The sequence below is a fragment of the Thalassospira indica genome (assembly GCF_003403095.1).
In the GTDB taxonomy this organism is placed as follows: domain Bacteria; phylum Pseudomonadota; class Alphaproteobacteria; order Rhodospirillales; family Thalassospiraceae; genus Thalassospira; species Thalassospira indica.
Window position 1 is genome coordinate 2,533,313 of sequence record NZ_CP031555.1, and the last position, 19,454, is coordinate 2,552,766.

The 19,454-nt window shown below is 54.2% G+C and carries 21 protein-coding genes and 1 riboswitch; of the genes, 18 read left to right on the forward strand and 3 right to left on the reverse strand.

The features are described from left to right. Positions 1-12: 12 nt before the first annotated feature. From DY252_RS11965 to ribB, 3 genes are all read left to right on the forward strand, one after another. Entirely contained in the window at positions 13-870 is an 858-nt protein-coding gene (locus DY252_RS11965) for an aminotransferase class IV (RefSeq protein WP_064789267.1), read from the forward strand. A 56-nt stretch (positions 871-926) separates the two neighbouring features. After that, positions 927-2,204 (forward strand): EAL domain-containing protein, encoded by a 1,278-nt coding sequence (locus DY252_RS11970; protein ID WP_064789289.1) that lies wholly within the window; start codon positions 927-929, stop codon positions 2,202-2,204. Between the two features lie 104 nt (positions 2,205-2,308). Beyond that, positions 2,309-2,459, forward strand: a riboswitch (FMN riboswitch). A 132-nt stretch (positions 2,460-2,591) separates the two neighbouring features. Beyond that, complete coding sequence (ribB, locus tag DY252_RS11975) at positions 2,592-3,260, forward strand: 3,4-dihydroxy-2-butanone-4-phosphate synthase (RefSeq protein WP_064789266.1); 669 nt, start codon at positions 2,592-2,594, stop codon at positions 3,258-3,260. Positions 3,261-3,343: 83 nt separating this feature from the next. Here the strand turns inward: ribB and xth are convergent, their stop codons facing one another. Together xth and erpA are read right to left on the reverse strand one after the other, a co-directional pair. Next, a complete protein-coding gene (gene xth, locus DY252_RS11980) occupies positions 3,344-4,123 on the reverse strand; it encodes an exodeoxyribonuclease III (RefSeq protein WP_064789265.1) in 780 nt (259 codons plus the stop codon). 89 nt (positions 4,124-4,212) lie between these two features. Beyond that, positions 4,213-4,554, reverse strand: a complete 342-nt coding sequence (gene erpA, locus DY252_RS11985; protein WP_008890980.1) for an iron-sulfur cluster insertion protein ErpA — start codon at positions 4,552-4,554, stop codon at positions 4,213-4,215. Between the two features lie 233 nt (positions 4,555-4,787). Here erpA and argS point away from each other — a divergent pair, with 233 nt between their 5' ends. The 14 genes from argS (at position 4,788) to DY252_RS12055 (ending at position 17,855) form a co-directional block, all read left to right on the forward strand. Beyond that, the gene (gene argS / locus DY252_RS11990) at positions 4,788-6,539 is read left to right on the forward strand and encodes an arginine--tRNA ligase (protein WP_064789264.1); all 1,752 of its coding nucleotides are present in this window, start codon (positions 4,788-4,790) and stop codon (positions 6,537-6,539) included. Between the two features lie 3 nt (positions 6,540-6,542). Continuing rightward, positions 6,543-7,427, forward strand: a complete 885-nt coding sequence (locus DY252_RS11995; RefSeq protein WP_064789263.1) for an SPOR domain-containing protein — start codon at positions 6,543-6,545, stop codon at positions 7,425-7,427. Next, positions 7,399-8,484 (forward strand): beta-N-acetylhexosaminidase, encoded by a 1,086-nt coding sequence (nagZ, locus tag DY252_RS12000; RefSeq protein WP_064789262.1) that lies wholly within the window; start codon positions 7,399-7,401, stop codon positions 8,482-8,484. Before DY252_RS11995 ends, nagZ begins: the two co-directional genes overlap by 29 nt. Continuing rightward, positions 8,481-9,164, forward strand: a complete 684-nt coding sequence (locus DY252_RS12005) for a site-2 protease family protein (protein WP_008890984.1) — start codon at positions 8,481-8,483, stop codon at positions 9,162-9,164. Before nagZ ends, DY252_RS12005 begins: the two co-directional genes overlap by 4 nt. A gap of 33 nt (positions 9,165-9,197) precedes the next feature. Then, entirely contained in the window at positions 9,198-10,067 is an 870-nt protein-coding gene (locus DY252_RS12010; protein WP_064789261.1) for a segregation and condensation protein A, read from the forward strand. Positions 10,068-10,085: 18 nt separating this feature from the next. Then, positions 10,086-10,922 carry an SMC-Scp complex subunit ScpB gene (gene scpB, locus DY252_RS12015; protein ID WP_064789260.1) on the forward strand — a complete coding sequence of 279 codons (837 nt, stop codon included), beginning with the start codon at positions 10,086-10,088 and terminating at the stop codon, positions 10,920-10,922. Positions 10,923-11,026: 104 nt separating this feature from the next. After that, a complete protein-coding gene (locus DY252_RS12020; protein WP_064789259.1) occupies positions 11,027-12,070 on the forward strand; it encodes an ABC transporter ATP-binding protein in 1,044 nt (347 codons plus the stop codon). A gap of 174 nt (positions 12,071-12,244) precedes the next feature. Continuing rightward, entirely contained in the window at positions 12,245-12,481 is a 237-nt protein-coding gene (tatA, locus tag DY252_RS12025) for a twin-arginine translocase TatA/TatE family subunit (RefSeq protein WP_044829067.1), read from the forward strand. 35 nt (positions 12,482-12,516) lie between these two features. After that, positions 12,517-12,915 carry a Sec-independent protein translocase protein TatB gene (tatB, locus tag DY252_RS12030; RefSeq protein ID WP_063089637.1) on the forward strand — a complete coding sequence of 133 codons (399 nt, stop codon included), beginning with the start codon at positions 12,517-12,519 and terminating at the stop codon, positions 12,913-12,915. A gap of 2 nt (positions 12,916-12,917) precedes the next feature. After that, the gene (tatC, locus tag DY252_RS12035) at positions 12,918-13,913 is read left to right on the forward strand and encodes a twin-arginine translocase subunit TatC (protein ID WP_318532869.1); all 996 of its coding nucleotides are present in this window, start codon (positions 12,918-12,920) and stop codon (positions 13,911-13,913) included. A gap of 100 nt (positions 13,914-14,013) precedes the next feature. Further along, a complete protein-coding gene (gene serS, locus DY252_RS12040; RefSeq protein WP_064789257.1) occupies positions 14,014-15,288 on the forward strand; it encodes a serine--tRNA ligase in 1,275 nt (424 codons plus the stop codon). A gap of 12 nt (positions 15,289-15,300) precedes the next feature. Next, positions 15,301-16,068 (forward strand): 5'/3'-nucleotidase SurE, encoded by a 768-nt coding sequence (gene surE / locus DY252_RS12045; RefSeq protein WP_063089633.1) that lies wholly within the window; start codon positions 15,301-15,303, stop codon positions 16,066-16,068. After that, the gene (locus DY252_RS12050) at positions 16,065-16,718 is read left to right on the forward strand and encodes a protein-L-isoaspartate(D-aspartate) O-methyltransferase (protein WP_064789256.1); all 654 of its coding nucleotides are present in this window, start codon (positions 16,065-16,067) and stop codon (positions 16,716-16,718) included. Before surE ends, DY252_RS12050 begins: the two co-directional genes overlap by 4 nt. An 81-nt stretch (positions 16,719-16,799) precedes the next feature. Further along, positions 16,800-17,855 carry a peptidoglycan DD-metalloendopeptidase family protein gene (locus DY252_RS12055; RefSeq protein WP_231959731.1) on the forward strand — a complete coding sequence of 352 codons (1,056 nt, stop codon included), beginning with the start codon at positions 16,800-16,802 and terminating at the stop codon, positions 17,853-17,855. A gap of 59 nt (positions 17,856-17,914) precedes the next feature. Here the strand turns inward: DY252_RS12055 and DY252_RS12060 are convergent, their stop codons facing one another. Then, the gene (locus DY252_RS12060; RefSeq protein WP_063089630.1) at positions 17,915-18,778 is read right to left on the reverse strand and encodes an ATP-binding protein; all 864 of its coding nucleotides are present in this window, start codon (positions 18,776-18,778) and stop codon (positions 17,915-17,917) included. 235 nt (positions 18,779-19,013) lie between these two features. On the opposite strand from DY252_RS12060, the gene yajC reads away from it, so the two are divergent. Then, complete coding sequence (gene yajC, locus DY252_RS12065) at positions 19,014-19,391, forward strand: preprotein translocase subunit YajC (protein WP_064789254.1); 378 nt, start codon at positions 19,014-19,016, stop codon at positions 19,389-19,391. Positions 19,392-19,454: the final 63 nt, after the last annotated feature.

Consider the following 19,454-nt stretch of genomic DNA (forward strand, 5'->3'; position numbering starts at 1 on the left):
AGGGACCAGGCTATGCAGGTTTGGATGAATGGCAGTTTTCGTGATCTTGATGAAGCGTCCATTCCGGTAACGGATCGTGGCTTCCTGCTGGGCGATGGTTTCTTTGAAACCATGCGTGCGCACGAAGGGAAAATTGCCTGGCTGGAAGCCCATATGGGACGGCTTGACCATCATGCCGAGTTGATCGAGTTCCCGCTTGACCTGTTGCCCGAGACAGAAGAAGTCGCAGAAATCGTTGCGAAGCTGTTTGAGCAAATTCACCGCAAGGATGCAGTCGTTCGCATGACCGTGTCACGCGGCCCGGGCGAACGTGGATTGCTGCCACCGGGTTCGCCGGATCCGACCATCCTGATTACCGCCGAGCCCTTTGATCCGTTGGACCCGAATATCGGGCTGACCCTGGCGACGTCGCAGAAAGTGCGCCGAAACCCGCATTCGGTCGCGGGCAGCATCAAAAGTACCAACTATATGGACAACATCGCGGCTAAACAGGAAGTACAGAAATACGGTGCACAAGACGCGCTTATTCTGTCGGCTGACGGCCATGTGGCAGAAACGACGGTTGCCAATCTGTTCGGGATCACCGGGGAAACCCTTTGGACGCCGGATGAGGATACCGGGATCCTTTGCGGGCTTGCCCGCGATTACGTTCTGCAAGTTGCCGAAGAATCCGAGATTGAAGTGAGTTTCGAGCCGAAGGCACCAGAAGAGCTCAAAGAGTTTGATGCCGTGTTCACCGCCAATGCACTGCAGGGATTGCGTGTTGTTGACCGAATTGATGGCTATGTTGTCGGTGTGCCAGCGAAAACCTTCTTTACCGACCTTGCCCTAAGGGTGGAGGCGGAACTATGCGATGGTATAGTAATTTAGATTGAATTCACCACTTTAGTGACGTATGTTCAGCTGCAATTCAAACTGGAATGCATATGAACGCGCACACCACCAAACCACCTGTCACGATCAATCGCTTTGTCGAAAGCCTGCGTAAAAACGCGGCCAAAGGCAAAGCGATTTCGTTTGGGATCCTGAATATTCCGGCCGACTTGCGTCTTGGCACCGATGACTATCAGGCCATTACCAGGGATGCTTTCCACAATCTCCCCGAGAACACCAAGGTCCATCGCCTGGAAAACGGCATGGTGGCTTTTGTGCATGCAGGATCGTGGACAAACGACGACAACACCTTTGTCGAGCATATCCGGGAAATTCTGACCGATGTCCTGAACCGTCAGGGCCTTGGCCATATTCCAACCAATCTCTGGAACCGCTTTGAATGGCCCAAAGATCAGGAGAAGTTGGCAGATTTACTCGGCATCACACTTGCAGAAAGACCAAGCAGTGACGTTTCCGTGCGCTTTGATATGGCTGATATGCTGCGTGGCGCGATCACCACAGAAGCTGTCTTTGACTCTTGCCGACGCCAGGCCATCGTCTGTTTTGATGAGACCCGACGCGAGGTGTTAGGCCACGAGATCTATTGTTCGCTGGATTACCTGCGCCAAAACCATCTTGCCAGTTTCCTGTTGGAAGGGCCGGGCGAGATCGAAATCCTGTCGCGTGTTCTCGATGAAAAAGTCATGGATGTTACGGCAGCACTGGCACCGTCCATTTTGCCAGACCGACTGCATTTGAACATGCAAATCCAGACGGTTCACAGCGACAAGTTTACCGATTTCATCGCCGAACATGACGGTAAACTGATCGAAAACATGGCCATCGAATTTTCCATGGAGAACGCGATCGCAAACTGGTGGGAATTTGAAGATGCGTGCGAATTCCTGCATTCCTTGGGGATACAGGTTGGTCTTGATCGCATCACGTTGCCAGCACTCGAATTTCTGTCGCCGCGCAAGATGAATGTCGATTTCATCAAGGTCATATGGGACCAGAACATTGTCGGATCGCGTCGCGCAGAAGTCGCCGAACGACTGCGGGAGTTTGCTGTTTTGTTTGCCGACTGCAGCCTGATCCTGACGCGTTGCGACAGCAGAACGGCGCTTCGCATGGGTCGCAGTCTGGGGGTGGATGTCTTTGAAGGCAGCTATATTGACGCGATGCTTGGCGGCTATCTTCATCGGGAATGCAAATCCAAAAGCAGATCATCGGACAAAAAATGTGCCGTTTGCCAATGGGCGCCGCGCGAAGCCCGCAATAACGGATGCGATTTCCATTTCCGTGCAGGCAAACTGCTTTCAGACATTTAAACCACAAGGCTTTAAGGGTTTTATGGCGTTTGACAACACTGGCGCGCTTTCATAAAGTGCGCGTGTTGATCAATTATGGTCAACGTTTGTCGTTGAAACACGGCGCTTATTCTCAGGGCAGGGTGAAAATCCCGACCGGCGGTAAACCAGTTCTGGTAAGCCCGCGAGCGCCCACAGGTCGCAAGACTTGTGGGGTCAGCAGATCCGGTGAGATTCCGGAGCCGACGGTAACAGTCCGGATGGGAGAGGATAAAGCGTGACGGTCGTGACAGGAACGCCTTGGCGTGACTGGTATGCCGTCTGCCTGCGACCGCATTGTGACATTTGTTGCAAAGCGGGCCTTTCTTTGTTGCCCTGGTTCGTAAGCCCCATCCGTAGAGGACGGTTATGAATCAGAGTATTGAAAAACAATCCGATCTTTCGATCTTTGGCGATCCGCATGCGCGCATGGAACGTGCGCTTGATGATCTGCGCCAGGGAAAAGGTGTTCTGGTTGTTGACGATGAAGATCGCGAAAATGAAGGCGATCTGATCTTTTCAGCAGAAAATCTGACCAATGAACAAATGGCGATGCTCATCCGCGATTGCAGCGGTATCGTCTGCCTGTGCCTGACCGACGAGAAGGCAACTGAACTTGAATTGCCGCCCATGGTTGCTGACAACACATCCAGCATGGGGACCGGCTTTACCGTCACCATCGAAGCCAAAGTCGGCGTCACAACCGGTGTATCTGCCGCGGACCGCGTCACCACGGTAAAAACCGCGATCGCCGATGACACCAAACCGAGTGATCTAGCACGTCCGGGCCATGTCTTCCCGCTGCGTGCCCGTCCGGGCGGTGTTCTGGAACGTCGCGGACATACCGAAGGTACGGTTGATCTGATGCGTCTGGCAGGGTTCAAACCGGCTGGTGTGCTGTGTGAAGTAACCAATCCGGATGGCACAATGGCGCGGCTGCCGGAACTGATCGAATACGCCAAGATCCATGATATGGTCGTGATCAGCATCGAAGATATCGTCGCGTATCGCATGGCGATGAAGCAGGCGGCTGAATAAAGCCAATCTGTTGCCATTGATAAAAGAAAAGGGCCGCATCCTGATAAATGCGGCCCTTTTGCTGTTTTGGTGATCGAACGCGATCAATCGTCAATCATGCACCAGACCGGTGTGTGATCAGATGCCTTTTCCTTGCCGCGTGGTTCCCGGTCGATATCCGATGCGCTCAGACGGTCTGCCGCCGCCGGGGTCAGAAGGAGGTGGTCAATGCGAAGACCGTTATCCTTGTTCCATGCGCCGGCGCGATAGTCCCACCAGCTATATTGATGACCTTTCGGGTTGAAGGTACGGAACGCGTCGGTGAAGCCCATATTCATCATGGTGCGCAGACGTTTGCGTTCAACCGTTGTGCACAGCACCGTTTCGCGCAGTTTCATCGGGTCATAAACGTCCATGTCGTCAGGCGCGATGTTGTAATCTCCGCCCATGACCGCAGCGTCACCACTGGCACGAATTTTCTCAAACCGGGTGATCAGGCGATCCAGGAAGTTCAGTTTGTAATCAAACTTTTCGTCGCCAACGGCCGTTCCCATTGGAACATAGATCGATGCAACCCGGACCGGACGATTGGATCCGACGGTTGCCTCGATATAGCGGGCCTGTTCGTCATCATCATTGCCGGGCAGGCCGCGTTCGACATCTTCGATCGGGAATTTGGAAAGGATCGCAACGCCGTTGTAGGTCTTTTGACCATGAATGGCGATGTTGTAGCCAAGGTCCTCGATCTCCATCGCTGGAAACGCATCATCAACCGTCTTGGTTTCCTGTAACAGGACCACATCGGGTTTCCCGTCCTGCAGCCAGTCAAGAATGTTTGGCAGGCGTGCCTTGATCGAGTTGACATTCCAGGTGGCGATTTTCATTCGGGCCTCGGTTTTTTGGGTGTTTGGTCAAACAAAACGGGGTTCGCCAATAACGAACCCCGTTTTATAAATCGGTTTGTCGATCCGGATCAAATCGAGAAACTTGATCCGCAGCCACATGAAGAGGTGGCATTCGGATTGTTTACGCGAAAAGCAGAGCCAACCAGCTCACGCACGAAATCAATCTCTGCACCACCGAGAAGATCCAGCGATACTTCATCGATCACCATTTTCGCACCGTGGTTTTCAAAGATGCGATCTTCGTCAGTGGTGTCTGAATCGAGCGAGAACTCATACTGGAACCCACTGCAACCGCCGCCAGACACCTGCAAACGCAGCATGGTGTTCGCAGCACCTTCGCTGGCAATCAGTTCCTGAATGCGTTTTGCAGCACTTTCAGTCATTTGAACTTGCCGAGAAGAATCGGTCATTCAACACTCCTTGGTCTTGTCCTGCCGGGGCAGGTGTGTTTGCGATCCTTGATCACATCATAGCATGATCCGAACGCAGTATTTGAGTCAGTATTTAGCGCGCATGGCTGAAATGTCAAAACCTGTAATCACTCCAAACAAGGGTGACTTGCGTTTTGAGGTGAAATGGCTCAAAACAAGCGCCAGTCAATTGGCCGGTCCGGTCAGAACCAGAAATTACAAAGTTCCAAGTCATGAATGTTTTCAGCCTGTTGAAAAGCGACATCGAGAACCAGATTCTCGCTCTTGAAAAAGACGGTGTTCTCCCTGCGGGAACCGACACTTCGCGTGTCACGGTGGAGCCGCCGCGCGATGCATCTCATGGGGATGCCGCAACAAATGCGGCGATGTTGCTTTCAAAGGCTGCTGGCATGAAGCCGCGTGATCTGGCGGAAAAGCTGGCTGAAAAACTGCGTGGTCTTGATCACATCGAAGAAGTCGAAATTGCTGGTCCGGGTTTCATCAATCTGCGGATGGCTGAGCGGTTCTGGCTCTCACAGATCAGCCAGATCCTTGAAGTCGGCACTGCCTACGGCAATAGCGACCTTGGTAAAGGCGAAAAGATCAACGTCGAATATGTTTCGGCAAACCCGACCGGCCCGATGCATGTTGGCCATTGCCGTGGTGCGGTTGTTGGTGACGTGCTTGCCAACTTGCTTGCAAAGGCGGGCTTCGCCGTTACCAAGGAATATTACACCAATGATGCCGGTGCGCAGGTAGATGTCCTCGCACGGTCGCTTCATTTGCGCTATCGCGAAGCCCTTGGCGAAGAGATCAGTGAAATTCCGCAAGGCCTGTATCCGGGGGATTATCTTGTCGCGCCGGGCAAAAAGCTGGCGGAACGCGATGGCGACAAGTGGCAGAATGCCCCGGAAGATGAATGGCTTGAAGAGTTTCGTGCTTTCGCCATCGTCGAGATGATGGCCCTGATCAAGGAAGACCTTCGTCTTCTTGGTGTTTCCCACGATGTCTTCACATCCGAAGACGGCTTGGTGAAGGCGGGCAAGGTCCAGTCGGCATTTGAACATCTTGAGAAAAAAGGCGACATCTATGTCGGCGTTCTGGAGCCGCCAAAAGGCAAGAAGCCTGATGACTGGGAACCGCGCCCGCAAACCTTGTTCCGTGCAACAGAATTTGGCGATGACGTCGACAGGCCTTTGAAGAAGTCCGATGGCAGCTGGACCTATTTTGCGTCCGACATCGCCTATCACTTTGATAAGTACGAACGCGGCTTTAACCTGATGATCGACATCTTTGGCGCCGACCATGGCGGCTATGTCAAACGCATGAAGGCCGCCACCAAGGCGATCACGCACGGCGAGGGCGACCTTGATGTCAAGCTTTGCCAACTGGTCAGCCTGTTTGACAATGGCGAACCGGTCAAGATGTCGAAACGTGCCGGAACGTTCGTGACCCTGCGTGACGTGGTTGAGCGCGTTGGCAAGGATGTCGTGCGTTTCATCATGCTGACTCGTAAAAATGATGCGGCACTTGAATTCGATTTCGCCAAGGTGACCGAACAGTCCAAGGACAACCCGGTTTTCTATGTTCAGTATGCGCATGCACGTGTGAATTCGGTCTTCCGTCAGGCGGCTGAAGCCTTCCCGGGACAGGACCTGTCGGAGAAGACGCTGGCGACCGCGGACCTGTCACTGCTGAGTTCGGAAGATGAAAAGCTTCTGGTGCGCCGCATGGCTGAATGGCCGCGGATTATCGAACAGGCGGCCGTTGCCCATGAACCGCATCGCATTGCCTTTTTCCTGACAGAAATTGCCGCAGAATTCCATGCATTGTGGAACAAGGGACGTGACAACACAGCACTGCGCTTCATCATTGCCGATGATTTGCCTGCGACTCTGGCACGTCTTGCGATGATCCGTGCCGTTGCCACGGTCATTGCGTCCGGTCTTGAGGTTGTGGGCGTTAAGCCTGTCGAGGAGATGTAAGAGATGAGCGAAGAACACGGTGCCGACCTTCATGCAGAGCGTGCAGATCATTACGGATCAGAAAAGCCCGCCAGCAAGAGCATGATCAAAGGGCTGGCAACCGTGTTTCTTGGCGTTGTCGTGGTTGGTGGCGCGCTGGGCGGGGCAGGTTACTGGTTTTACAATCAGGGCCAACCCATTCAGGACGATGGCAATTTGCCGATCCTGCTTCCTGATCCGTCACCGATCAAAATTCGCCCGGAAGATCCGGGGGGAATGGAAGTTCCCCACCGTGAAACGACAGTCTACGACCAGCTAAGCGACGTTGATCCGGATGCAAATGTCGTGTTGCAGGAACTCCCCGATATGCCGCGCGCACCGGAAGTCTCGGCAACGCCCAAGGCAACCCAGCCAAATCCAACGGCCCAGGCACCGGCAGGTGCGGGCGCAACAGAAGCAGCGGATGCACGGCAAAACGCCGAATCTGACGGCAATGCAGAGCCTGTGGTTAAAGCACCGGAAATTGCAGCCCCCGAATTGACTGACGCCGAGAAGGCAGTTGCCGCCGCGGAAAACCGCACGGCTGAAGCCCCGGCCAAGGAGAAAGCATCAACAGAACCGGCACCAGCACCGCAGACAACGGCCGCGGCTCTTGCGTCTGGTGCGTTCCGTGTGCAGTTGGCTTCGGTCCGCGAAGAAAGCGGCGCGACTGCGGAATGGAAGCGGTTGTCTTCGAAAAACAAAGACTTGCTTGGCAATCTTGAGATGTTTGTGCAACGTATTGAGATCGAAGGCAAAGGTGTCTTCTATCGGTTGCAGGCTGGTCCCCTTGGTGACGCCGGGGCTGCCGAAAAGCTTTGTACGGATTTGAAAGAACGCAATGTGGGGTGCCTCATTGTCCGGCCTTGAAGTCAAAAAGCCACGTGCCTGCATTCTTGGGGTTTCGGGAACGGAACTCAGCAATTGGGAAAAGGGCTTCTTGCGTGAAGCCGATCCGTTCGGGTTTATCCTGTTTGCGCGCAACATCGAAAATCGTGATCAGGTCCGTGCCCTGACCAACGCACTGCGCGAAATCGTTGGCAATACCAACGTACCGATTCTTGTCGATCAGGAAGGCGGCCGCGTCATGCGATTGAAACCGCCACATTGGCGCAGAATTGCGCCGGCCGGTGTATTTGGTGATCTGTTTGATCGCAATCCGGATGATGCACGCGAGGCGGCCTATACCAGTGCGCGGCTGATGGCGATGGACCTGCGCGAAGCAGGGTTTAATACAACCTGCGCCCCCGTTCTTGATCTTCGTCTGCCCGGTATGAGTGACGTGATCGGTGACCGGTCATACGGGGCAGAGGTCGGCAAGGTTGTGATGCTGGCCAGTGCCGCGGCCGCAGGCCTTCTGGATGGCGGTGTTGCACCGATCATCAAGCATATCCCGGGACATGGCCGAGCGACGGTAGACAGTCACAAGGACCTGCCGATTGTCACCGTATCGCATGAGACACTGTCCGAGTTCGATTTTGCGCCCTTTGCGCACATGAAGGACGTGCTGGCGGCAATGTCCGCCCACCTGCTGTTTACCGCCATTGATGATCAACGCCCCGGCACAGTCTCCACAACTGTTATTCAGGACATTATTCGCGGCGAGATCGGCTTTGAGAACCTGCTGATCAGTGACGATCTGTCTATGGAGGCGCTGGGTGGGTCCATCGCCAGCCGGACGCATGAATGTCTGCGTGCCGGGTGTGATATTGCCCTTCACTGCAATGGTAAACGCACCGAGATGGAAGAGGTGGTCTCAATGGCACCGCTTTTGACCGGTACGTCCTTGCAGCGCGCGCAGAGCTTTACCAATCAAATAGCCACCTTCAAAAACGACGCGCCAAGCAGCACCCAGATTACCGATTGGCAGGCCCGGCTTGCCGATCTTCTGGCGCCGGTTTGGTCCGCAGGAGATGATCAGAAGTGAATGATACCATTGACCTGATCGTTTCGGCGACGACTTGGATCATTCCGGTTTTGCTGGCCGTTACGTTGCACGAGGCAGCACACGGTTTTGCTGCCAAGCTGTTTGGTGATGATACGGCCCAACGCATGGGGCGGCTAAGCCTTAACCCGATCCGCCATATTGATCCGGTTGGCACCATCCTGATCCCGGGTTTGCTTTTGATAACAGCCGCACCGTTCCTGTTTGGCTATGCCAAGCCGGTGCCCGTGGCGTTTCATCGCCTGCATCCGCAGCGTTTGGGCGTGATTGGTGTTGCGATTGCTGGTCCGGCGACCAACGTGGCACTCGCCATTGTATCAATCCTGCTTCTGGTATGGCTGCCAAGCTTCTCGCCGGCGGTCAACGACTGGCTTGCGACCATGCTCAATCAGTCACTTTGGCTGAATTGCATTCTGGCGGTGTTTAACATGTTGCCGATCCCGCCGCTTGACGGTGGCCGGGTTCTGACCGCAATTTCACCGATGCCGATTGCACGGGTCTTGGCGCGTATGGAAAAAACCGGCATGATCATATTGATCGGATTGGTCTTTCTGTTGCCCTATGTCACGACGCAACTTGGTATAGACCTGCCGGTGTTCCAGTGGTTGGTACTTGAACCGGCCAATGCACTGGTCAGGCTTCTGGCAGATATCTTTGCCTGAACGCCGACAGACGCGGAGGATAGTCGGGGATAGATGGCAGACCAGTTCGAATTCGAAATTCCAGATGATGTGTTTGACAAGAAACCGGTCGATGAAGAACCGAGCCTTGCCGAACGCCTGATCCTTGATCTGGACGGGTTCGAGGGGCCACTTGATGTCTTGCTTGAACTGGCACGCGATCAAAAGGTCGATATCATCAAGATTTCCATTCTCGATCTTGCCGAACAATATCTTGAATTCATCAATACCGCACAAGGTCTGCGCCTTGAACTGGCGGCTGATTATCTGGTGATGGCCGCTTGGCTTGCCTACCTGAAATCGCGCCTGCTGCTTCCAAAACAGGAAAGTGACGAGGAAGAGCTCAGTGCCGAGGAAATGGCAGAACTTCTTGCCTTCCAGCTTAAGCGGCTTGAGGCGATGAAAGCGGCCGGTGAAAAACTTCTGGAACGCCCCAATTTGGGACGTGATTTCTTTGGTCGCGGCGATCCTGAGGAAGTCCGCGTTACAACGGCGTCTGTCTATGACGCATCGCTTTATGACCTGCTGAAGGCTTATGCGTGGATCATGCTGACATCGGAAAGCAAAACGCTTGAGATTGAGGCATTTGATCTTTACGCGATGGATGATGCCATTCAACGGTTGCGCGATTTGTTTGGCCGACGTGTGGTGCCGACATGGACAAGGCTGCTTGAATTCATGCCGCGCGGGCTTGGAACGCCGCTTAAGGCGCGCTCGGCACTGGCGGCACACTTTGTTGCCAGTCTTGAAATGTGCCGCGATGGTGAACTGGAAATCTCACAAGAAGAGACCTTTGGGCCGATTCTGCTGCGATCACCGCAGACTGTGCGGGAAGGGGATCTACCGCGCAATTATGACTACGACGCAGACACGTTTAAGAAATAAGTTGGGCAGGGGCACTCAATGAGCGAAGAAACGCAGCTTGAAATCGAAGGCGTCGAATCCGGTCCGGAGATTGACTTTCAACATATTCGCATTGTTGAGGCCGTTTTGTTTGCCTCTGCCGAACCGGTCAGTGAACGGGTGATCGCTGCACGCTTACCAGAAGGAACCGACGTCAGCACCATCATGCACGCGCTTGCCGAGACTTATGAGCCGCGTGGTGTGAACCTTAAGCAGATTGGAGACAAGTGGGCATTTCGCACCGCCATGGACTTGGCCGGGGACCTTCATATCGAGGTCGAAAAGGCCAAGAAACTGACGCGTGCGACACTGGAAACCCTTGCCATCATTGCCTATCACGAGCCGGTCACAAGATCCGAGATCGAGGAAATCCGCGGTGTTGCGCTGTCCAAGGGGACACTTGATATCCTGCTTGAAGCCAAATGGATCCGTCCGCGCGGGCGCAAACGGGTGCCGGGCCGCCCGGTTCTTTGGGCAACAACAGATAACTTCCTTGATCATTTTGGTCTTGAAAGCCGTGACGATCTGCCGGGTCTGGCGGATCTCAAGGCGGCAGGGCTGCTTGATAGTCGACCGGGTATGGGTCGTTATGGTGCAAGTTCGGATGATGAAGCCTTGCCTGATCTGATCGACGATGGAGAGGTCACCGATTCTGTCGTTGAAGAGGCCCTGACGACCCGCAATCTCGACGATCTGGATGAAACCATCTATTCCGACAATCCGAACCTTTATGACGATGATGAACAGGTACCGGGCAGGGCGCGCCAAAGCGACCTTGAGGACCTTGGGGACGATGAAGAGGCCCCAATGAGCGATCACGATCCCGAAACCAATTGATCCATTTCTTGCATCCCACGGGCGCTGACCTTAAGTTCCACGAAAGATTTCGCAAATCATTTGCACCTGCGGGTGCCCGATCCCTGTTGTAAGAAGAGTTTTCGATGACCGACGGCCTGAAGATGTCGCATGTTTCTCACCTTTTCGGCGAGAACCGCGTTTTGCGCGATATCAGCTTTGATGTCGCCCCCGGCGAGTTGGTGTGTCTGCTCGGCCCGTCGGGGTGTGGCAAGACCACAGCACTTCGCTTGGCGGCAGGCCTTGAAAAGCTTCAGGTTGGTGCGATTTCCGTCGATGATCAGATCGTCGCCCAGCCGGGTGGCTATGTGGAGCCCGAAAAGCGCGGTGTCGGCATGGTCTTTCAGGACTACGCCCTGTTCCCGCATTTGAATGTGGCGAAGAATATCGGCTTTGGCCTGCGTCATTTCAGCGAAACCGATCGCATGAATGCAATCAAGGCTGCACTCGAACAGGTCGGCATGTCCGACTACCTAAATGCATATCCGCACGAGCTTTCTGGCGGTCAGCAGCAGCGCATCGCCTTGGCGCGCGCGCTTGCGCCGAAGCCGCGGATCATGCTGCTTGATGAACCGTTTTCCGGTCTTGATGTCGCGCGTCGTGCGGATTTGCGCGATACCACCTTGCATGTTCTTAAGGATGCCGGGATCGCCACTGTGATGGTCACCCACGATCCTCAGGAAGCCATGTATATGGCCGACCGGATCATCATCATGAATGAAGGGCAGATCATGCAGGACGGATCGCCGGAAACACTGTATTTCCGGCCTGAAAACCGTTTCGTTGCTTCGTTCTTTGGCGAGGTAAACCGTTTCCCGGGAACAGTTGTGGATGGCAAGGTTGCAACTCCGTTTGGTGATGTCGATAGCCAAAGCATCGAAAACGGCACTGAGGTGGAAGTCCTGATCAGGCCAGAAGGCCTGCATATCGGCGAAGCGCTGAACGGGCATGACGTTCTGGCCCATGTCGATGCGGTGCGTGTCCTTGGTGAAGTCAATCTGGTTCACCTGACACTTGAGGCCGGTGCGCACATTCACGCGCGTGTCCCGCGACGCTTTTCACCGATTAATCAGCCATCTGTCGCTATTACGCTTGATCCCGACATGGCCTTCGTGTTTCCTATGACCTGATGCGTCGTCGCGGACCGGGTTTCGGCCTGTTTCGACAGACAGAAAGACGCACATTAAACAGGTATTTTGCACTGCATGGTTATTAACCAACCGTCGCATTGCACAGTGGGGGGCTTTCTGCCATTATCCGGGCAAGTCGCCGGCAGGCAGAATGGATCTTTGGAGATTTAAGTTATGGGTATTGGCGTTTGGCAAATCGTTCTGATTCTTGCGATTGTCCTGATCATCTTCGGCGCAGGCAAGCTTCCGAAAGTGATGGGTGACATGGGCAAAGGCATCAAGAGCTTCAAAGCGGGCATCAACGAAAAAGAAGAAGATGCAGGCGCTTCGGCCAAGACCATCGAAAACACGACCTCTGCTTCGGTTTCATCCGAGAGCAAGGACAATGAAAAGGATTCTGTGAAATCCTGATCGTCTGTCGGATTTCCTTCAGATAGGCGTGTCATATGTTTGATATCGGCTGGACCGAAATGGCTCTTGTGGCCGTCGTCGCACTGTTTGTCGTCGGCCCCAAAGAGTTACCGCATCTGCTGTACAAATTGGCGGGCTACTGGAAAAAAGTGCGCGGTATGGCGCGTGAATTCCAGAGCGGAATTGATGACATCATCCGTGAAGCGGAACTTGATGATCTACGCAAGCAGGTCAACAGTTCGCATAGCAATCCGACCGATTTTCTGGAAAACAAAATCTCTAGCCCAAAAAGCGACGGCAAAAAGACCGAGTCCAAGCCGAAAGCAGAGAAACCGGCCGAAAAGGCTGATACCCCTGCTGCAAAACCGGCAACGACAACGGGCGCGCCCGCAGATGACAGCAAGAAAAAAGATCAGCCGGAGAGCCAGGCGTGAACATGCAATCGCATGACAAACAGATGCCGATCATGGAGCATCTGATCGAGCTGAGAAACCGCCTGACTTGGGCGGTTCTTGCTTTGTTTATTACCTTTGGTGTCTGCTATTACTTTGTCGAGGATATCTACGGTTTCCTCGTCCAGCCACTTGCAGAAATCATGGGGCCCGACAGGCGCATGATTTACACTGCCCTGACCGAAGTGTTCTTCACTTACGTCAAGGTTTCGTTCTTTGCGGCCTGTTTTGTCTCTGCACCAGTATTCCTCGGACAGTTTTGGGCGTTTGTCGCGCCGGGTCTTTATAAGAACGAACGTTCGGCATTCATGCCGTTCATCTTTGCGACGCCGATCCTGTTCCTGATGGGCGGTGCGCTGGTCTATTACCTGATCATGCCGCTGGCCTGGAAGTTCTTCCTTAGTTTCGAACAGGCGGGTGGCGCGTCAAACCTTGCGATCCAGCTTGAAGCCAAGGTGGGCGAATACCTGTCGCTGGTGATGAAGCTGATCTTTGCGTTCGGGCTGTGCTTCCAGTTGCCGGTACTTCTGACGTTGATGGCCCGTGCCGGCATCGTCACCGCGGATGGTCTTGCACGTCGCCGTAAGTACGCAATCGTCATTGCATTCGGTTTTGCCGCCGTTCTGACCCCACCGGATCTGATTTCCCAGATCGGATTGGGCATTCCGATTATCATTCTTTATGAAATCTCGATCATCATGGCGCGCATTTCCGAGCGCAAGCGTGCGAAAGCCGCCGCGGACGATGACGCGGATGAGGATGATGAGGCAGACTCAGATGATGACGACGGCGAGGTCGCAACCGGAACAGCAGTTGCAGCGACACAAGACGATGTCGACGCACAGGGTGAGGCGGCTGCATCCTATGATGACGGTCAGACTTCCTTGACCCGATCCTCTGACGATGAGGGGGATGCGCCCAAGCTGTCCGGACCGTCTAACAATGATGACGGCGAGGATGATTTCAACAACGCCCGTTGATTGAAATCCCCCGTCTAAACCGTCCGATTTGACGGGGTGGACCTTGTGTCCACCCCGTCGTATAAAGCCACAAACAGATAGACTGACAGGGTGCTCTTCGATGCACGACATTAAATGGATTCGGGACAATCCCGAGGCTTTTGACGCAGCAATGACTGCGCGCAAACAGGACGTTACCGCACAGCGTCTGATCGATATCGACGTTGAACGCCGCAAACTGATGACTGAACATCAGGAAATGCTTGCCCGCCGCAAGACGATCTCAGGTGAAATCGGCAAATTGCGCAAGAATGGCGAGAATGCCGACGACCTGATGGCCGAAATGGGCACGCTCAAGGACAAGATCAAGGAAGCCGAAGACGGTCAGGCATCCCTGAACGACCAGCTTGATCTTTTGCTGTCGTCTTTCCCGAACATTCTTGATCCCGAAGTCCCGGTTGGCGAAGACGAAAACGACAATGTCGAAGTCAATCGTTGGGGCACGCCGGGTGAGTTTGATTTCCAGCCGCTCGAACATTTCGAGATCGGCGAGAAACTTGGCATGATGGATTTCGAAACCGCAGCCAAACTGTCTGGTTCGCGGTTCGTCATTCTGCGTGGCGGTTTGGCCAAGCTTGAACGTGCGCTTGCACAGTTCATGCTGGATCTGCACACAGGCGAACATGGTTACCAGGAAACCATCACGCCGATGCTGGTCCGCGATGATGCCATGTTTGGTACCGGCCAGTTGCCGAAATTTGCCGAGGATTCGTTTAAAACCACCAATGATTACTGGCTGATCCCGACGTCAGAAGTGACCCTGACCAACCAGGTTGCCGGTGATATCATTGATCAGGCAAAACTGCCGCTGCGCTATACGGCACTGACCCAGTGCTTCCGTTCTGAAGCCGGTTCGGCAGGGCGCGATACGCGCGGCATGATCCGCCAGCACCAGTTTTCAAAGGTGGAAATGGTTTCGGTGGTCGAAGCAGAGAAATCTGACGAGGAACTGACCCGCAAGACGCGCTGTGCGGAGACGGTTCTGGAACGTCTTGGCCTGCCGTATCGCACGGTTATTCTGTGCACAGGCGATATCGGGTTCTCGGCGGCAAAAACCTATGACATCGAAGTCTGGTTGCCGGGGCAGGGCAAGTATCGCGAAATCTCGTCATGCTCGAACACGCGTGATTTCCAGGCGCGTCGCATGAATGCACGGTATCGTACTACCGGTGACAAAAAGACCCAGTTTGTTCATACCCTGAACGGGTCTGGCCTTGCCGTTGGTCGTTGCCTGATTTCCGTGATGGAAAACTATCAGCAGGCGGATGGCTCGATCCGTGTTCCTGATGCGCTCAAACCTTATATGGGCGGGTTAGAGGTAATCTCGGCGGGCTAGGACGATACCGACATGATGGATCTCACAAAAGCACGCATCCTGATCAGTAATGATGATGGCATTGACGCGCCCGGGATCAAGATATTGGAACAGCTCGCACGTGAGTTTTCCGATGATGTGTGGGTGATTGCACCGTCGATGGAACAAAGCGGGGCGGGGCATTCCCTGACCCTGCGCCGTCCATTGCGCATTCATAAACGTGATGAACGGCACTTTGCTGTGGATGGCACGCCAACCGATTGCATTCTGCTTGGCTTGCAGCAGGTCATGCGCGACAACCCGCCAGATATCGTGCTTTCAGGGATCAACCGGGGTGGCAACCTTGGTGAAGACGTGACTTACTCGGGGACGGTTGCCGCCGCCATGGAGGCAACATTGCTTAATGTGCCCGCGGTCGCGTTTTCACAGTATTTTTCTGGTGACATGATCGACTGGACGATTGCCGAGAAATACCTAAAGGATGTTCTGGCAACTTTGGTCACGACAACTTGGCCCAAAGGCGTTCTGATCAACGTCAATTTCCCGGATCACGAAGCCAATGGCGGTGCAGAGATAAAGATCTCAAGGCAAGGGCAGCGCAAGATCGGTGATCACATTGCCGAACGCCTTGATCCGCGCGGAGAGCCCTATTACTGGATCGGGGCTATTCAGTCTGAACTGCCAGAAGACAAAAAGTCTGATCTGCGCGTGATCGAGCAGGGCAATGTTTCTGTCACTCCGATCAGCCTTGATTTCACCCATTACGATACGTTTGAAAAACTGACGAAGGCCTTTCCGTGAACGAGCCGGTGATTACGCGCGAAACCGCCATAGCCAATCTGTTGCAGATCCTTCGTGATGATGGCATTCACGATGAAGCCGTGTTGTCTGCACTGTCTGACATTCCGCGTGAGATTTTTGTCGCCGATCCTTTCGTCAGCAGGGCCTGGGAAAACGTCGCATTGCCGATCAGCAAGGGCCAAACGATTTCACAGCCTTATATCGTGGCCCTGATGACACAGGCGCTTGAGCTTAATGACCGTATGAAGGTGCTGGAAGTCGGCACTGGTTCTGGTTATCAGGCAGCGATCCTGGCCAAGCTCGCCCGGCGTGTTTATACCCTTGAGCGTCACAAGCCACTCTTGCGCGAGGCAGAGGACAAGTTTCGCGAGTTGGGCCTGCACACCATTTCGACATTGCATGCCGATGGTGGACTTGGGTGGAAAGCACAGGCACCGTTTGATCGGATTATTGTCACGGCTGCAGCACAGGACGTTCCGCCGGTGCTTGTCGATCAGCTTGCAGTTGGTGGCATCATGGTCGTGCCGGTGGGGGAAGTATCCCACAAACAGCTTTTACTGCGCGTCTTGCGGACGCCCAGTGGTGTCGATGTTACCGAACTGATGCCTGTCCGGTTCGTTCCCATGCTTCCGGGCACCGAGGAATTCTGACACCTGTCAGGCCATTTAAATCCATCCTGAGCGCCCTGATGCTTACTGATTGTTAACCGCTGATCGGAGACAATCAGAAACATGATGGAAAATTGTGTCAAAAGCGCTGTATATCACGGAAAACGCCTGTTGCTTGTCTGTGCAGCAAGTGCGGCGCTTGGCGGCTGTTTGCTCAATTCCGTGCCGGTACCGGTGGTTTATGGCGATGGGGCGAGCTACAGCCCCTATAGCATGCCAAAGCTCAAGAACGGGGAACGGGTGATCACGGTCGAGCCGGGCGACACAGTTTCGCAGCTTGCCGTGCGCTATCACATGGACTTTATGCAGTTCACCCGCCGCAATGACCTTCGCGAACCGTATGTGATCTATCCGGGGCAGCGCCTTGTTTTGCCGCCGTGGACACCCAATTACGACAGCCTACCACCAGACACAGCGGTTGCGTCCAGATCGAGCACACCGACCAAGACTGTCACGATTGGCGGCAAACGTCAGGTCGTAAGCGTTCCGGCCAAAGCAACCAGTGCACCAGTCCAGACCGCGCCCCCGACGGCCACCGTAGCACGCGTTTCACCACGCAATGGCGGAAGCATTCCGACACCAGGACTGAAACCGCAGGACTATGCCGCTGCCGCCGAACGTCAGATGGCCTCCGCCCGCAGTTGGCAGACTGACAGCAAATCGACGCCAATTGCCGGGCAGGGCAGCTCTGTGCGTCAGAATGTCACCTTGGCCGATCCGTCTGCCCGTAAAGGGTTCATCTGGCCAGTTCAAGGCAAAGTTGTCCTGAAATACGGTGCTGGTACCGGTGGGCTGTTTAATGATGGTATCAATATTCAGGCCAATCGCGGCACGCCCATTCTTGCCGCCGACAACGGTGTTGTGACCTATGTCGGCAACGAGTTGCGCGGTTTTGGCAACCTGATCCTGATCAAGCATGCAGATAACTTTGTGACCGCCTATGCACACACCGAAAGCCCGCTGGTGGCCCGCGGTGATGTTGTGACGCGTGGTCAAAAGATCTCGACGGTTGGCACGACAGGGGCCGTGACCTTCCCGCAGCTTCACTTCGAAGTCCGCCAGGGTCGCAAATCATCCGACCCGATCAAGTTCCTGCCAAGCGTGATGGTATCTCGCTAACAAAAACACCCGGACAATTTGCCCGGGTGTTTTCCGTTTTTGCGCTGTTTCAGTGTTGGCTAATCGATCGATTTGCCAAGTTCGCCCGCGACTTCCTGAATAAATTGCCAGGCAACACGGCCCGAACGGCTGCCGCGTGTAACGGTCCACTCCTTGGCACGAGCATGCAGCTCTTCGGTCGGGATATCGATCCCGAATTCCTTGGCATAGCCTTCGATAATCTCGAAATAGACGTCTTGCGAGATATTGTGGAAGCCAAGCCAAAGACCGAACCTGTCCGATAGGGATACTTTTTCCTCAACCGCCTCGGACGGGTTGATCGCTGTGGAGCGTTCATTTTCAATCATGTCACGCGCCATCAGGTGGCGGCGATTAGACGTCGCATAGAAAATGACATTCTTTGGACGGCCTTCAATGCCGCCGTCAAGGACCGCCTTCAGCGACTTGTAGCTTTCATCATGCATGTCAAAGGACAAATCATCGCAGAACAAAATAGTGCGGCGCCCGCCTTCTTGTAAGATGTGCAAAAGGTCTGGCAGGGTCGGAATATCTTCACGATGAATTTCGACCAGTGCCAGTGATGCCGGGCTTTCAGCATTGATCTTGGCATGCATCGCCTTGACGATGGAGCTTTTACCGGTTCCACGCGCACCCCAAAGCAATGCGTTGTTAGCCGGCAGGCCATCGGCAAAGCGCTTGGTGTTGTTATACAGGATTTCCTTTTGCTGCCCGATACCCTGAAGAAGCCCTATGTCGACCCGGTTCACGTTCCGAACCGGTTGCAAGTAGCTTGTTCGCGCCTGCCAGACAAAGGCGTCGGCAGCGCTCAGATCGTTTTTGGCGCGCGCAGGCGGTGCCATGCGTTCAAGCGCTGTGGCAATTCGTTCGAGTGTGGGCAAAAGTTTATCGAAATCGCTACTCATCGGGGCCTCTTGGGTGTTTCTTTTTTCCGGTGACGTTTTTTGTTGGCCGGAAAGCTAGCACATTAGGATGCCAATGGAAGTGTTTGTTCTAAGGGCCTTCGTGCAACACAAGGTGAACAAAAGCACACAAGTGCCGATTTTACCGCTTTGAAACCGGTTCTCCCTTGCTTTGGCGTAACACCCCGTTATATTCCGGCAGTTGATATTTTTTGTTCTGAGGAATTAGGAGTTCCTAATGTTTATTTCGACGGCTTACGCTCAGGCCGCTGGTGGTGCAGATGGTGCTGGTGCACTGATGCAGTTTGCGCCGCTGATCCTGATTTTTGTTGTTTTCTATTTCCTGCTTATTCGTCCTCAGCAGAAAAAGCAGAAAGAGCATAAGGCAATGCTTGAGGCGATCCGTCGTGGCGACAAGATCGTCACCGCCGGTGGCCTGATTGGTACCGTTGCAAAGGTTGTTGGCGACGATGAACTGTCGGTCGAGATCGCCGAAGGTGTGAAAGTCAAAGTCGCACGTGGCATGGTTTCAACGGTTCTTTCAAAAACCGAACCGGCCAAAGGCGATGCCAAAGACGAAAAAGAAGAAAAAGCAGAAGAGAACAAGAAAGACTAATCTCTTCGTATCAAGTGAGGCGGGGCAGTTGGCTCCGCCTTCTTGCATTTTGCCGGTGGCCTG

Coding starts and splice junctions, on each gene's coding strand:
- yajC (WP_064789254.1), top strand. CDS start 19,014: ATGTTTATTTCGACGGCTTACGCTCAGGCCGCTGGTGGTGCAGATGGT.
- erpA (WP_008890980.1), bottom strand. CDS start 4,554: ATGACCGATTCTTCTCGGCAAGTTCAAATGACTGAAAGTGCTGCAAAA.
- argS (WP_064789264.1), top strand. CDS start 4,788: ATGAATGTTTTCAGCCTGTTGAAAAGCGACATCGAGAACCAGATTCTC.
- DY252_RS12055 (WP_231959731.1), top strand. CDS start 16,800: ATGATGGAAAATTGTGTCAAAAGCGCTGTATATCACGGAAAACGCCTG.
- DY252_RS11995 (WP_064789263.1), top strand. CDS start 6,543: ATGAGCGAAGAACACGGTGCCGACCTTCATGCAGAGCGTGCAGATCAT.
- surE (WP_063089633.1), top strand. CDS start 15,301: ATGATGGATCTCACAAAAGCACGCATCCTGATCAGTAATGATGATGGC.
- serS (WP_064789257.1), top strand. CDS start 14,014: ATGCACGACATTAAATGGATTCGGGACAATCCCGAGGCTTTTGACGCA.
- DY252_RS12020 (WP_064789259.1), top strand. CDS start 11,027: ATGACCGACGGCCTGAAGATGTCGCATGTTTCTCACCTTTTCGGCGAG.
- xth (WP_064789265.1), bottom strand. CDS start 4,123: ATGAAAATCGCCACCTGGAATGTCAACTCGATCAAGGCACGCCTGCCA.
- tatC (WP_318532869.1), top strand. CDS start 12,918: ATGCAATCGCATGACAAACAGATGCCGATCATGGAGCATCTGATCGAG.
- DY252_RS11970 (WP_064789289.1), top strand. CDS start 927: ATGAACGCGCACACCACCAAACCACCTGTCACGATCAATCGCTTTGTC.
- scpB (WP_064789260.1), top strand. CDS start 10,086: ATGAGCGAAGAAACGCAGCTTGAAATCGAAGGCGTCGAATCCGGTCCG.
- DY252_RS11965 (WP_064789267.1), top strand. CDS start 13: ATGCAGGTTTGGATGAATGGCAGTTTTCGTGATCTTGATGAAGCGTCC.
- DY252_RS12010 (WP_064789261.1), top strand. CDS start 9,198: ATGGCAGACCAGTTCGAATTCGAAATTCCAGATGATGTGTTTGACAAG.
- tatB (WP_063089637.1), top strand. CDS start 12,517: ATGTTTGATATCGGCTGGACCGAAATGGCTCTTGTGGCCGTCGTCGCA.
- nagZ (WP_064789262.1), top strand. CDS start 7,399: ATGTGGGGTGCCTCATTGTCCGGCCTTGAAGTCAAAAAGCCACGTGCC.
- tatA (WP_044829067.1), top strand. CDS start 12,245: ATGGGTATTGGCGTTTGGCAAATCGTTCTGATTCTTGCGATTGTCCTG.
- ribB (WP_064789266.1), top strand. CDS start 2,592: ATGAATCAGAGTATTGAAAAACAATCCGATCTTTCGATCTTTGGCGAT.
- DY252_RS12060 (WP_063089630.1), bottom strand. CDS start 18,778: ATGAGTAGCGATTTCGATAAACTTTTGCCCACACTCGAACGAATTGCC.